The following is a 14347-nucleotide window of genomic DNA, read 5'->3' as shown; positions in this document are numbered from 1 at the left end:
TGAATAAGGAGGAACTATGAGTACAGATTTGTCAAAAAGAGAAAAGTTCCGGCTGTTACTGACTCAATTGAATATGACGGGTGATCTGTATGCTGATCATTTTGAAGAAGCAGAAATAGAGAAGCTGGCAGTGCACAAAAAAGAAAAAAAGTGGCATTTTGTTTTTAAGCTGAGGTCAGTTGTTCCGTGTCAGGTAATGAAAGATTTTACTGCGAGACTTAATCAATCTTTTCAGCATATTGCTCAGGTCTCTTTTACAATCAAACTTGCCGATGCAGATGTGCCCGGAGAAACAGTCCTTGATTACTGGGAAACCTGTCTTGAGGAGCTGCAGGGAATTGCGCCGCCTTTACTGAAGCTTTTAACGGCACAAAAACCTGAAGTAAATGGAAATAAAATTACGATAAAAGTGTCAAACGAGACAGAAGGTATGCAAATTAAAAACAAATACGCCGATATTTTAAACAGCGCATTTGAAAAATGGGGATTCGGTCCATTTGTTCTCCATGCTGAAGTTTCAACTGAAGGAACCAACGAAGAGTACGAGGCATTTGTAGAATCAAAGAAAAAAGAAGAAGAAGAGTGGGCAAAGCAGGCACTTGTTGAAATGCAGAAGCTCGAAGAACAGAAAAATGCAGCTGATACACATACCGGGCCTGTTGCGATCGGTTATTCAATCAAACCGGACGAGCCTGTTGCGATTAAGACGATTCAGGAAGAAGAACGTAAAATCGCAATTCAGGGACTTGTTTTTGATGCGGAAGTAAAAGAGCTGAGAAGTGGCAGATCACTTCTGACATTTAAAGTGACTGACTACACGGACTCTATCCTTGTTAAGATGTTTTCCCGTGACAAAGAAGATGCAGCGATTATGCAGCAGCTGAAAAAAGGCATGTGGATCAGAGCAAAAGGCTCTATACAAAATGATACATTTGTCAGAGACCTTGTCATGATTGCGCAGGACGTAATGGAAATTCAACCTGTACTCAGACAGGATACATCTGAGGAAAAGCGCGTAGAACTTCATTTGCATACACCAATGAGCCAGATGGATGCTGTATCATCTGTTGCTTCACTCGTTTCCCAGGCAAGTAAATGGGGACACAAAGCAGTTGCCATTACAGATCATGCAGTTGCACAGTCCTATCCGGAAGCACATGCTGCCGGTGCAAAAAATGATATTAAAATTCTGTACGGCCTGGAAGCTAATCTCGTCGATGACGGTGTTCCAATTGCCTACAACTCAGCTGACAGAGAGCTTGAAACTGAATCTTATATTGTATTTGACGTTGAAACCACCGGATTATCAGCCGTGTATGATAAAATCATTGAACTTGCTGCAGTTAAAGTAAAAGAGGGGGAAATCATCGATCGTTTCGAGCGGTTTGCAAATCCCCATCATTCGCTTTCAGCAACTACAATCAACCTGACGGGCATTACTGACGATATGGTCAGAGATGCACCTGAAATAGAAGAAGTACTCGCTGATTTTAAGGCATGGTGTGGCAGCGACACACTTGTCGCTCACAATGCGTCATTTGATATGGGCTTTTTAAACGTTGGATACAAGCGGGCAGGGATGGATAAAGCCTCTAATCCTGTGATTGATACACTCGAACTTGCGAGATTTTTACATCCTGAATTTAAGAACCACCGTCTGAATACGCTGGCGAAAAAGTTTGATGTTGAATTAACTCAGCATCACCGTGCCATTTTCGATGCTGAAGCAACTGGCTATATTTTAGCCAGACTATTAAAGGAAGCAAAAGAAAAAGGTATTACAAATCATAATCAGCTAAATGATTATATGGGTGAAGGTGATGCGTTTAAGCGTGCAAGACCTAATCATATTACGATTCTGGCGAAAACACAGGAAGGTTTGAAAAACCTGTTTAAACTTGTATCCATCTCGCACCTTGAATATTTTTATCGTGTGCCACGTATTCCGAGATCTCTGTTAAATAAACATAGAGAAGGTTTGTTGATCGGATCGGCATGTGATAAGGGTGAGATCTTTGAAGGAATGATGCAGAAATCGCCTGAAGAGGTTGAAGATCTGGCAGACTTCTATGATTACATTGAAGTGCAGCCACCTGCTGCGTATCAGCATTTAATAGATTTAGAGTTAGTAAGAGATGAAGATAACCTGAAAGAGATTATCCAGAAGGTTGTAGAATTCGCTGATAAAATGAATATTCCTGCAGTTGCAACCGGTAATGTGCATTATGTGAATGAAGAAGATAAAATTTACAGAGAGATCCTGATTGCTTCCCAGGGGGGAGCAAATCCATTAAACAGACATAAACTGCCTGATGTGCATTTCAGAACGACCAATGAAATGATTGACGCCTTTTCATTTATCGGAAAAGATAAAGCAAAAGAGATTGTCATAGATAATACAAATAAAATCGCTGATATGATTGAGAATGTTACCCCGATCAAAGATGAACTCTACACACCTAAAATTGAAGGTGCTGATGAGGAAATGCGCGAGATGAGTTATGGGATGGCAAGAAGTATTTATGGTGAAGAACTGCCTGAGATCGTTGAAGCGCGGCTTGAAAAAGAGCTGAAGAGTATTATTGGCCACGGCTTTGCTGTTATTTATCTGATCTCACATAAGCTTGTGAAAAAATCGCTTATTGACGGTTATCTCGTTGGTTCCCGTGGATCTGTAGGATCTTCGTTTGTTGCCACGATGACAGAGATCACTGAGGTTAATCCACTGCCGCCTCATTATGTTTGTCCTCAGTGCAAGCAGTCGGAGTTCTTTAATGATGGTTCTGTCGGTTCAGGTTTTGATCTTGATGATAAGGATTGTCCGGCATGTAATGTGCCTTATATTAAAGACGGGCAGGATATTCCGTTTGAAACTTTCCTTGGATTTAAGGGTGATAAAGTACCGGATATCGATTTAAATTTCAGTGGCGAATATCAGCCGGTCGCGCATAACTACACAAAAGTACTGTTCGGTGAAGATTACGTTTATCGTGCAGGAACAATCGGTACCGTCGCTGATAAAACTGCTTTTGGTTATGTAAAAGGATATGCTGGTGATCATAACCTTCATTTCAGAGGGGCAGAAGTTGAAAGGCTTGCAAGTGGCTGTACAGGCGTAAAGCGGACAACCGGTCAGCATCCAGGCGGTATTATTGTTGTGCCTGACTATATGGATATTTATGACTTTACACCAATTCAGTTCCCGGCGAATGCGAGCGAATCAGAATGGAAAACGACACACTTTGACTTCCATTCAATTCATGATAATCTGTTAAAGCTCGATATTCTTGGTCATGATGACCCGACCGTAATCAGGATGCTCCAGGATCTATCCGGTATAGATCCAAAAACCATTCCGACTGATGACCCTGAAGTGATGAAAATCTTCAGTGGTACAGAATCTCTCGGCGTGACACAAGAGCAGATTATGTGTAAAACAGGAACGCTTGGAATTCCTGAGTTTGGAACTCGTTTTGTAAGACAGATGCTTGAAGATACAAAACCAACTACATTTTCAGAGCTGGTACAGATATCAGGGCTGTCACACGGTACAGACGTATGGCTTGGTAACGCTCAGGAGCTGATTCATAATGGCATCTGTGAGCTGTCTGATGTAATCGGCTGTCGTGATGATATTATGGTATACCTGATCTATCAGGGACTTGAACCTTCGCTTGCCTTTAAAATTATGGAGTTTGTGCGTAAGGGGAAAGGGCTGTCACCTGAATGGGAAGAAGAAATGAAAAACAATGGTGTGCCGGACTGGTATATTGACTCGTGTAAAAAGATTAAATATATGTTCCCGAAAGCACACGCAGCAGCATACGTTCTGATGGCTGTAAGGATCGCTTATTTCAAAGTCCACCATCCGATTCTATATTATGCTGCATACTTTACAGTGCGTGCTGAAGACTTTGACCTTGAAGCAATGGCTGCCGGTTCCCAGGCAATCAGAGCAAAAATTGAGGCGATTAACGCTAAAGGTCTTGATGCCGCTCCAAAGGAAAAAAGTTTGCTGACTGTACTTGAACTGTGTCTTGAAATGGTTGAAAGAGGTTATACTTTTAAACAGGTGGATCTCTATAAGTCAGACGCAAAAGAGTTTAAGATTGAAGGAAACTCATTAATTCCGCCATTTAACGCAATCCCTGGACTTGGGACGAACGCGGCGATCAATATCGTTGAAGCAAGAAAAAGTGGAGAGTTTCTTTCTAAAGAAGACCTTCAAAAGCGTGGTAAAGTTTCAAAAACCATTATTGAATATCTGGATTCCCAGGGGTGTCTCGAGGGACTGCCTGATCAGAACCAATTATCGTTATTCTAGGCGATTTGCACGGGTTCGCAATATATGGTATTATATTCACGGAAATGTTTTAGATAACTCTGACGTCAAAAGAGTGGGTGCCGCCCGCTCTTTTGTGTTGTTTCAGGCATTTTTCAGAGAATGATGGAGGAAACAGATGAGTAAAATTACAGAACTAACTGAAGAACTTGTAAACCCAATTCTAGAGGATATGAACCTTGAACTAGTAGATGTGGAGTTTGTGAAGGAAGGATCCAACTGGTTTCTTCGCGTGTTCATTGATAAGGAGTCCGGCGTTGATATTGAAGAGTGCGGGATTGTCAGTGAACGTCTTAGTGAAAAAATTGATGAGCTCGATCCAATTCAGCAGAACTATTTTCTTGAAGTCTCGTCTCCAGGTGCTGAGCGCCCTCTGAAAAAGGAAAAGGACTTTCACAATGCAATTGGCAAACAGGTATACGTAAAAACATACGAGCCAATCGATGGCATGAAAGAAATAGAAGGCGTACTGGACAATTATGATGGAGAAACACTGAATATTACGGTTACCATCAAAACGAGAAAGAAAGAAATGGCAATTCCAAAAGAAAAAGTAGCAAAAGCAAGGTTAGCTGTTACATTTTAACCGGTGAAAGGAGAGAAAAGAATGAGTACTGAATTACTCGATGCGCTCACATACCTTGAGAAAGAAAAAGGGATTGACCGCGATGTACTGATTGATGCAATCGAAGCAGCACTTGTATCTGCTTATAAGCGCAACTTTAATCAGGCACAAAACGTCCGTGTTGATTTAAATCTTGATAACGGATCTATGCGTGTTTTTGCCAGAAAAGAAGTTGTAGATGAAGTATTTGATTCCCGTCTTGAGATTTCAATTGATGATGCGCATGAAATTGACCCTGCTTATGAAGTGGGAGACATTGTTGAGCTTGAAGTAACGCCGCGTGACTTTGGCCGTATCGCTGCTCAGACTGCAAAGCAGGTTGTAACACAGCGTGTAAGAGAAGCTGAAAGAGGCATTATTTATACTGAGTTTGTTGACCGTGAAGATGATATCATGACTGGTATTGTCCAGCGTCAGGATCACAGGTTTATTTATGTGGCATTAGGTAAGATTGAGGCATTACTTCCTTTAAATGAGCAAATGCCAAATGAATCATACAAGCCGCATGATCGGATCAAGGTGTATATCACTAAGGTTGAACGAACGACTAAGGGTCCTCAGATTTTTGTATCACGCACACATCCGGGCCTTTTAAAGCGTCTGTTTGAAATTGAAGTGCCGGAGATCTTTGATGGAACAGTTGAAATAAAGTCTGTTTCCCGTGAAGCAGGAGACCGTTCTAAGATCTCGGTTCATTCTGATAATGAAGAAGTGGATGCAGTAGGCGCATGTGTAGGTGCCAAGGGTGGACGTGTTCAGGCAATCGTCAATGAGCTGAAAGGTGAAAAAATTGATATTGTTGAATGGTCAGAAGATCCGACTGTATTCGTTGCAAATGCACTAAGCCCATCAAAAGTTGTTGATGTGCAGGTGAATGAAGAAGATAAAGCAACAACGGTCGTTGTTCCTGATTATCAATTGTCTCTTGCAATTGGTAAGCGCGGTCAGAATGCAAGGCTTGCAGCAAAGCTGACAGGCTGGAAGATCGATATTAAGAGTGAATCTGATGCACGTGAAATGGGTATCTTCCCACGCGATGATCAGCCGCTTTTCTCAGATGAAGATATGGAGAATTCATTCTCATATCCGGATGACGACATTGAGTAAAGGAGTTTATTCCAGTGACGAAAAAACGCAAAATACCTTTACGCAAATGTGTTGCTACGCATGAAATGAAAGAAAAAAAAGAGATGATCCGCATCGTCCGTTCTAAAGAAGGGGTCGTTTCTATTGATCCGACCGGAAAGAAATCAGGACGCGGTGCATATTTATCTAAAGATAAAGAAGCAATTTTAAAAGCAAAAAAGAAAAATGTATTATCAAGCCACTTAGAAGCTGAAGTTCCGGAAGAGCTCTATGACGAGCTTTTAGCTTATGTGGAAGCGGGAAGCAAATGAGACAGCCTAAATGGATGTCTTTATTGGGTCTTGCGACTCGGGCAGGAAAAGTAATATCCGGCGAAGAATTAGTTGTAAAAGAGATCAGAAACAGTAAAGCAAAACTGGTTTTACTGTCAGAGGATGCATCAGCGAACACGAAAAAAAAAGTGACTGATAAAGCATCCTACTATCAGGTTCCGGTCAGAATGATCAATGACCGCTATCTGCTTGGACAACTGATCGGCAAGGATGCAAGGGTAACAGTTGCAGTACTTGATAAAGGCTTCGCTGATAAACTGATCTCACTGCTCGACGAATCTTAACGGGGGTGAACGAATGAGTAAGGTACGTGTATATGAATACGCAAAAAAGCAAAATGTCACCAGTAAAGAAGTAATTGATAAATTAAAAACGTTTAATATTGAAGTGAAGAACCATATGGCAACACTAGAAGGTGATGCTGTAACTAAACTCGATAAGGTTTACACAAAGGGGCAGGATCAATCAGCCAAGCCTCAAGCACAGAATAAGCCACAAAACCAAAACCGCGGCGGCGGTCAGCAAAATCGTGGCGGCCAGGGTGGCGGGCCACAAAACCGCGGTAAAAGCGGACAGGGCAACCAGGGCGGCAAAGGACGCGGTGGACAACAGCGTCCAGGCCAGAACAGAGGCGGCAAGAACAACCGTAATCAAAAGAATAAACAGCCTTTCACACCAACACCGATGAAGCCAAAAGAGCTTCCTGAGAAAATTACATTTACAGAATCACTAACTGTAGCAGAGCTTGCAAAAAAGCTCCACAGAGAACCTTCTGAAATCGTTAAAAAGCTCTTTATGGTTGGTGTTATGGCAACAGTCAATCAGGAACTTGATAAAGATTCAATCGAACTGATCTGTGATGATTATGGTGTAGCAGTTGAAGAAGAAATTCTTGTTGATTCTACAGATCTTGAAACATATTTTGAAGAAGAACCAGATGCTGAAAAGTTGGTTGAACGTCCGTCAGTTGTAACGATTATGGGTCACGTTGACCATGGTAAAACCACGCTTCTTGATTCAATCCGTAAAACAAAAGTGACAGAAGGTGAAGCAGGCGGTATTACCCAGCATATCGGTGCTTACCAGATTGATCATGAAGATAAGAAAATCACGTTCCTTGATACACCTGGACACGCAGCGTTTACGACAATGCGTGCACGTGGCGCAAAGGTGACTGATATTACAATCCTTGTTGTTGCAGCAGATGATGGTGTAATGCCTCAGACAGTTGAAGCGATCAACCATGCGAAAGCTGCTGAAGTACCAATTATTATTGCAGTGAACAAAATGGACAAGCCATCAGCTAACCCTGATCGCGTAATGCAGGAGCTTACTGAACATGCCCTTGTACCTGAAGCATGGGGCGGAGATACAATCTTTGTTCCAGTATCAGCACTTACGGGTGAAGGTATTGATAACCTGCTTGAAATGATTGGTCTTGTATCTGAAGTTGAAGAATTAAAAGCAGATCCAACACGCCGTGCAATGGGAACTGTCATTGAAGCCGAACTTGATAAAGGCCGTGGTTCAGTTGCAACACTACTTGTACAGGATGGTACATTACGCGTAGGTGATCCAATCGTTGTTGGTACAACATTTGGCCGCGTACGTGCAATGGTCAATGATGTTGGCCGCCGCGTGAAAGAAGCCGGTCCGTCAACTCCTGTTGAAATCACAGGATTGAATGATGTTCCGCTTGCCGGTGACCGCTTTGTCGTATTTGAAGATGAGAAAACGGCACGTTCAATTGGTGAATCACGTGCGCAGCAGGCACTTCAGGCTCAGCGCGGTGAGAAAACACGCGTATCCCTTGATAACCTGTTCGAACAAATGAAGCAGGGAGAAATGAAAGATCTGAATGTCATCGTTAAAGGTGATGTGCAGGGATCTGTCGAAGCAGTTGCTGCCTCACTTCTGAAAATTGAAGTTGAAGGTGTAAATGTAAAAATCATTCACACTGCAGTAGGGGCTATCACAGAATCTGATATCACACTTGCTGCCGCTTCAAATGCAATTGTGATCGGATTTAACGTACGTCCTGATGCAAATGCAAAACGTGCAGCGGATGCAGAACAAGTTGATGTGAGACTTCATAGAATTATCTATAAGGTCATTGAAGAAATTGAATCTGCAATGACAGGACTGCTTGACCCTGAATTCGAAGAAAAAGTAATCGGTCAGGCTGAAGTGCGTCAGACATTTAAAGTATCAAAAGTCGGAACGATTGCCGGAAGTTATGTAACAGAAGGCAAGATTACACGCGACAGCGGCGTCAGACTGATCCGTGATGGTATCGTGGTGTTTGAAGGCGAACTTGATACGCTTAAGCGTTATAAAGACGATGCCAAGGAAGTAGCAAAAGGCTACGAGTGCGGTATTACGCTTAAAAACTATAATGATGTAAAAGAAGGGGACATTTTTGAAGCGTTTGTGATGGAAGAAATCAAACGCTGATGATTGTCAGAGCTGAATGTGAATTTCACTTACCTCTTTCACACTCATTAAAAGATAAGAGATCTGTGTTAAAACGGGTCCTTACAAGGGTAAAGCAAAAGTATAATGTTTCCGCTGCTGAGATAGACTATCAGGATAAGTGGCAGCGAACAGTCATTGAACTCGTTTCAGCAGCTGCAGATTATGCAGCTGCTGAAACTGAAATTAAGCGGGCGATTTCACTCATGGAATCTTTTCCCGAGTGGGAACCCGTTGCTGCCAGGATAGAATGGCTTTAACGGAAACAAATCTTCTTGATAAGAGGTGGCATGTTATGTCATTGCGCTCAAACAGAGTCGGAGAACAAATGAAAAAAGAGCTTGGCGATATTATCGGCCGGAAGATCAAAGATCCGAGAATCGGTTTTGTTACTGTAACGGATGTTGAAGTGACTGGTGATCTTCAGCAGGCGACAGTATACATTACTGTACTTGGTGATGATGAACAGCGTGAAAACACACTTCGCGGCCTCGCTAAAGCAAAAGGATTTATCCGTTCTGAAATTGGACAGAGAATCAGGCTTCGTAAAACACCTGAACTGTTATTTGAATTTGATGAATCAATTGAAACGGGTAACCGTATTGAGTCATTAATTCGTGATTTGAAAGAACGTGAATAAGAAAAAGGCAGGCAGAAACCATTCTGCCTGCCTTTTTTGAATGGCTTTGTTAAATGCTACTTGTTGTTTTAGTACAGCTGGTAATTGGAGCGTAGGGCGGTAGCTCGCAGGAAGGGACAGGTGAGAAGAAGCACGGTGTGCCGACTCACCGCCCGGCCGCGGAAATCTCCAGCCACCTTTAACAGAGCATTTTTAAAGATTATGATCAATTTAACTGAACAGGAGACATCAATATGAACGGCATACTACCACTCTGGAAAGAACCCGGGATGACTTCCCACGATTGCGTATTTAAAATCAGAAAAATTTTAAAAACAAAAAAAGTAGGACATACCGGCACACTCGACCCTGATGTTGATGGTGTATTACCTATCTGTATAGGCCGTGCAACAAAAATTGCAGAGTACATAACAGAAGCAGGGAAGTCCTACAGAGCTCAATTTGTCATTGGTGAATCAACCGAAACTGAAGACGCTTCAGGCAGCGTGATTGAGAAAAAAGATGTTGAGAGTCCATTTTCAATTGATCAGCTGAACAAGGCTGCACAACAGCTAACTGGCGAGATAAGGCAGACACCTCCAATGTATTCAGCAGTGAAGGTGGATGGGAAAAGGCTGTATGAGTATGCAAGAGCCGGTAAAACAATTGAACGGCCATCAAGAGTTGTGAGTATTCATGAAATCAAAATAGACAAATCTTCGCTGATTTTTGATGAATCAAATCATACGTTTAAGTTTGAAGCTGACATTTCCTGCGGGAAAGGTACATACATCAGAACGCTTGCCGTTATGCTCGCGGAATTGCTTGGGTTTCCAGGTCACATGTCCAAGCTGACAAGGACTTCTTCAGCACAATTTACAGCATCTGACTGTGTCACGATTGAAGAGCTGGCAGCGCTTCAGGATCAACAATCTGTATTAAAACCGCTAGAGCTCGGGTTATCTGGATTGAAGAAGATCTCAGTAAGTGATAAAGTTGCTAGTAAAGTGAAACATGGTGCTGTTTTGCCGGTTCCAATCGACTGGCCGGGAGAGATGGGCGAGCCGGTGGCAGTATTTTATGAGCACAACGTTTTGGCTATTTATCACCTACATCCGGAAAAGGCTGGAATGATGAAGCCAGTTAAAGTGATTTGGACAGGATGAGAAAGGAATTAACATGAAAGTATATACTCTTCACCATCCACATGAATTGACACAAAAAGATTTTCCACCTCTTTCAATCGCACTCGGATTTTTTGACGGTGTTCACCTTGGACATCAAAAAGTAATTCAAGGCGCACTGGACTATGCGAAAGAACATGACGTAAAAAGTGCTGTAATGACTTTTGATCCTCATCCATCTGTTGTGTTAAGCAGCAAAAAGAGCAGTGTGAAGTATCTTTCTTCTCTAGAGCAAAAAGCTCAGAAGATTGAAATGTTAGGTGTTGATTACTTGCTAGTTGTGCGCTTTACCTCCGCATTTGCATCTCTTGAACCGCAGGAGTTTGTTGATCAATACTTAATCGGCTTAAATGCTGTTCATATTACAGCCGGTTTTGATTATTCATACGGGAAATTTGGCAGAGGTAAAATGGAAACACTGCCATTTCATGCGCGTGGTAAATTTACTTCAACTACGATTGAAAAACAGACAGATGACCATGAAAAAATTAGTTCAACGAGAATACGTGAGCTTTTGTCAAATGGAAATCCCGAGAAAGCAGCACAACTGCTCGGGTCATATTATGAAACAGAAGGTCTGATCGTCCACGGCGAAAAAAGAGGGAGAAAAATCGGTTTTCCAACGGCTAATATTGAAACGCTGAACGGTCTTTTGATCCCTGCACCTGGTGTATATGCAGTGAGGATGAATGTCAACAACAGCTGGCATGATGGTGTTTGCAATGTGGGGTACAAGCCCACATTTAATAACCCGGATCAGGCAGAGCTGAGTGTAGAGGTACATTTATTTGAATTTAATGAAAGTATATATGGTGAAAAGGTTCAGGTTCAGTGGGTTGAGCGGATCCGCAGTGAACAGAAGTTTAACGGTGTGGAAGAACTGATTGCGCAGATTGAAAAAGACAAAAACAAAGCAGTTGAGATTCTTAAGAAGTAGCATATGACTGCAGGTTGCATCAGCAATACGCTTATGGTAGTATATTGATGTACGAATGAACCTTTGCTTGGCATCGCGGTTACTCCGCCGTCTGCTCGGTAACTGGGGATTTTAATAAAAAATACAGGAGGCTATTTACTATGGCTATTACTCAAGAACGCAAGAACGAAATTATTCAGGAATTCCGCACACACGAAGGAGATACAGGATCTGTAGAAGTACAGGTTGCGATTCTTACAGAAGATATCAACAACCTGAACCAGCACCTTCGTACTCATAAGAAAGACCACCACTCTCGTCGCGGTCTATTCAAAATGGTAGGACGTCGCCGTAATCTGTTGGCATACCTTCGTAAGAACGACGTAGCTCGTTACCGCGAACTAATCAACAAACTTGGTCTTCGTCGATAAGAATGCAAAGATGAAAAGCGGGCCTCGTCCCGCTTTTTTATTAGGATAAAAATGATACATTTTGTACATAGTGAAAAGAACAGTAAAATGATTTCCTATGTTTAATCAAGAAAGGGGTTTTTAGATGGATCAGAATAAACAGGTATTCACAACCAACTGGGCAGGAAGAGAACTTACAGTTGAAGTAGGCCAGCTTGCAAAGCAGGCGAGTGGTGCTGCCCTTATCCGTTATGGTGATACGGTTGTCCTAAGTACAGCTACAGGTTCAAAAGAGCCGAAACCACTGGATTTCTTCCCATTAACAGTTAACTATGAGGAAAAAATGTACGCAGTAGGTAAGATTCCGGGTGGATTCATTAAGCGTGAAGGTCGTCCGAGTGAGCGTGCTGTATTGACAAGCCGCCTGATTGACCGTCCAATCCGTCCGTTATTCCCTGATGGTTTCCGTAATGATGTTCAGATCATGAGTATGGTCATGAGTGTAGACCAGGACTGCTCATCTGAAATGGCTGCTATGTTTGGGTCTTCACTGTCACTTTGTGTGTCGGATATTCCATTTGGCGGACCGATCGCTGGTGTGATGGTTGGATTAATTGATGGAGAATTTATTATCAACCCATCAATTGAACAGCAGAATAAAAGTGAAATGGAACTAATCGTTGCAGGTACAAAAGATGCAATTAACATGGTTGAAGCAGGGGCTTTTGAAGTGTCTGAAGAGAAGATGCTTGAAGCGATTATGTTTGGCCATGAAGAGATCAAAAAGCTGATCGCTTTCCAGGAAGAGATTGTAGCAGCGTGTGGTAAAGAAAAAAGAGAAATCGTATTATCCGAGCTTGACGCTGATGTTGTCAGCAGAATGCAGGATATGGCAGGCGAAAAGCTGGTTTCTGCTGTGCAGACACATGAAAAGCATGCAAGAGACGAAGCGATTTCTGCAGTGAAAAATGAAGTACTTGCAGCTCTTGAAGAAGAAGAGGCTGAAGAAGACTATATCAAAGATGCGAAAAAAGCGCTTGATCAGATGGTCAAAGCAGAAGTTCGCCGTCAGATTACACAGGACAAGCTTCGCCCTGATGGCCGTAAACCAAATGAAATCAGACCGCTTTCTTCTGAAGTTGGTACACTGCCAAGAACGCACGGTTCAGGTCTCTTTACACGTGGACAGACCCAGGCTTTGAGTATTGCAACACTCGGACCGCTTGGAGATGTTCAGATCATTGATGGTCTTGGACTTGAAGAGTCTAAGCGCTTCATGCATCATTATAACTTCCCATTATTCAGCGTAGGGGAAACTGGACCAATTCGTGGACCGGGCCGTCGTGAGATTGGTCACGGTGCCCTTGGTGAGCGTGCCCTTGAAAAAGTTCTTCCTGATGAAAAGGACTTCCCTTATACAATCCGTCTTGTATCAGAAGTACTTGAATCAAATGGTTCTACTTCACAGGCAAGTATTTGTGCAAGTACGCTTGCAATGATGGATGCCGGTGTTCCATTAAAAGCTCCTGTAGCGGGGATTGCAATGGGTCTTGTAAAGTCGGGTGAAGATTATACAATCCTTACTGATATTCAGGGAATGGAAGATTTCCTTGGCGATATGGACTTCAAAGTTGCCGGTACAGCTAAAGGTGTAACGGCACTTCAAATGGATATTAAGATTGAAGGACTGACAAAAGAAATTCTTGAAGAAGCACTGATGCAGGCGAAAGAAGGCAGAATGCATATCCTTGATTCAATGCTTTCAACGATCAGTGAACCAAGAACAGAACTTTCTGAATATGCGCCTAAAATTATTCAGCTTTCTATTAACCCTGACAAGATCCGTGATGTCATTGGACCAAGTGGTAAAACAATCAATAAAATCATTGAAGAAACAGGCGTTAAAATTGATATCGAGCAGGATGGTACAGTTTTCATCGCATCAGCTGATTCTGAAATGAATGCGAAAGCGAAGCAGATTATTGAAGATATGGTCAGAGAAGCAAAAGTCGGACAGAATTATCTTGGTAAAGTAAAGCGAATTGAGAAATTCGGTGCTTTCGTAGAGATCTTTAACGGTAAAGATGGTCTTGTGCATATTTCTGAACTTCAGGAAGAACGTACAAACAAAGTGGAAGATGTCCTTTCACTTGGCGATCAGATTGAAGTGAAGGTAACTGAAATTGATAATCAGGGCCGTGTGAACTTGTCACGCAAAGCTGTGATTAAAGAGCAAAAAGAAAAAGAAGAGCAGAAATAAGATAAAAAACCGGCTTAAGAAGCCGGTTTTTCTATGGAATTAAATAAAATGTCTGCGGTTCAATGATTTAAAGCTTTTACAGATGAAAAAAATCGTTATCC

Annotated in this window: 12 protein-coding genes; all 12 read left to right on the top strand. The window is 42.2% G+C overall.

What is annotated here, in order from left to right; translation table 11 throughout:
• Positions 1 to 16 precede the first annotated feature (16 nt).
• The 12 genes from ACH6CZ_RS03785 (at position 17) to pnp (ending at position 14246) form a co-directional block, all read left to right on the top strand.
• Positions 17 to 4324: a PolC-type DNA polymerase III gene (locus ACH6CZ_RS03785; protein ID WP_374096084.1), complete on the top strand. Its 4308-nt coding sequence runs from the start codon at positions 17 to 19 to the stop codon at positions 4322 to 4324.
• 136 nt (positions 4325 to 4460) lie between these two features.
• Complete coding sequence (rimP, locus tag ACH6CZ_RS03780) at positions 4461 to 4928, top strand: ribosome maturation factor RimP (RefSeq protein ID WP_374096083.1); 468 nt, start codon at positions 4461 to 4463, stop codon at positions 4926 to 4928.
• A gap of 21 nt (positions 4929 to 4949) precedes the next feature.
• Entirely contained in the window at positions 4950 to 6074 is a 1125-nt protein-coding gene (nusA, locus tag ACH6CZ_RS03775; protein ID WP_374096082.1) for a transcription termination factor NusA, read from the top strand.
• A gap of 14 nt (positions 6075 to 6088) precedes the next feature.
• The gene (rnpM, locus tag ACH6CZ_RS03770) at positions 6089 to 6364 is read left to right on the top strand and encodes an RNase P modulator RnpM (RefSeq protein ID WP_374096081.1); all 276 of its coding nucleotides are present in this window, start codon (positions 6089 to 6091) and stop codon (positions 6362 to 6364) included.
• Positions 6361 to 6669, top strand: a complete 309-nt coding sequence (locus tag ACH6CZ_RS03765) for a YlxQ family RNA-binding protein (protein WP_374096080.1) — start codon at positions 6361 to 6363, stop codon at positions 6667 to 6669. The genes rnpM and ACH6CZ_RS03765 overlap by 4 nt, the downstream gene beginning before the upstream one ends.
• Before the next feature lie 13 nt (positions 6670 to 6682).
• Entirely contained in the window at positions 6683 to 8839 is a 2157-nt protein-coding gene (infB, locus tag ACH6CZ_RS03760) for a translation initiation factor IF-2 (protein WP_374096079.1), read from the top strand.
• Entirely contained in the window at positions 8839 to 9117 is a 279-nt protein-coding gene (locus ACH6CZ_RS03755; RefSeq protein ID WP_374096078.1) for a DUF503 domain-containing protein, read from the top strand. The genes infB and ACH6CZ_RS03755 overlap by 1 nt, the downstream gene beginning before the upstream one ends.
• 35 nt (positions 9118 to 9152) lie before the next feature.
• The gene (gene rbfA, locus ACH6CZ_RS03750; RefSeq protein WP_039808966.1) at positions 9153 to 9497 is read left to right on the top strand and encodes a 30S ribosome-binding factor RbfA; all 345 of its coding nucleotides are present in this window, start codon (positions 9153 to 9155) and stop codon (positions 9495 to 9497) included.
• 233 nt (positions 9498 to 9730) lie between these two features.
• A complete protein-coding gene (truB, locus tag ACH6CZ_RS03745; RefSeq protein ID WP_374096077.1) occupies positions 9731 to 10642 on the top strand; it encodes a tRNA pseudouridine(55) synthase TruB in 912 nt (303 codons plus the stop codon).
• 13 nt (positions 10643 to 10655) lie between these two features.
• Positions 10656 to 11597 (top strand): bifunctional riboflavin kinase/FAD synthetase, encoded by a 942-nt coding sequence (ribF, locus tag ACH6CZ_RS03740; RefSeq protein ID WP_374096076.1) that lies wholly within the window; start codon positions 10656 to 10658, stop codon positions 11595 to 11597.
• A gap of 140 nt (positions 11598 to 11737) precedes the next feature.
• Positions 11738 to 12007: a 30S ribosomal protein S15 gene (gene rpsO, locus ACH6CZ_RS03735; protein WP_374096075.1), complete on the top strand. Its 270-nt coding sequence runs from the start codon at positions 11738 to 11740 to the stop codon at positions 12005 to 12007.
• Between the two features lie 124 nt (positions 12008 to 12131).
• Entirely contained in the window at positions 12132 to 14246 is a 2115-nt protein-coding gene (pnp, locus tag ACH6CZ_RS03730) for a polyribonucleotide nucleotidyltransferase (RefSeq protein ID WP_374096074.1), read from the top strand.
• The last annotated feature ends 101 nt before the right edge of the window (positions 14247 to 14347 follow it).

This window comes from Jeotgalibacillus sp. JSM ZJ347 (genome assembly GCF_044383825.1).
Lineage (GTDB): Bacteria > Bacillota > Bacilli > Bacillales > Jeotgalibacillaceae > Jeotgalibacillus.
Note: the sequence above shows the minus strand (reverse complement) of the source record. Positions and strands in the feature narration are given on the sequence as shown.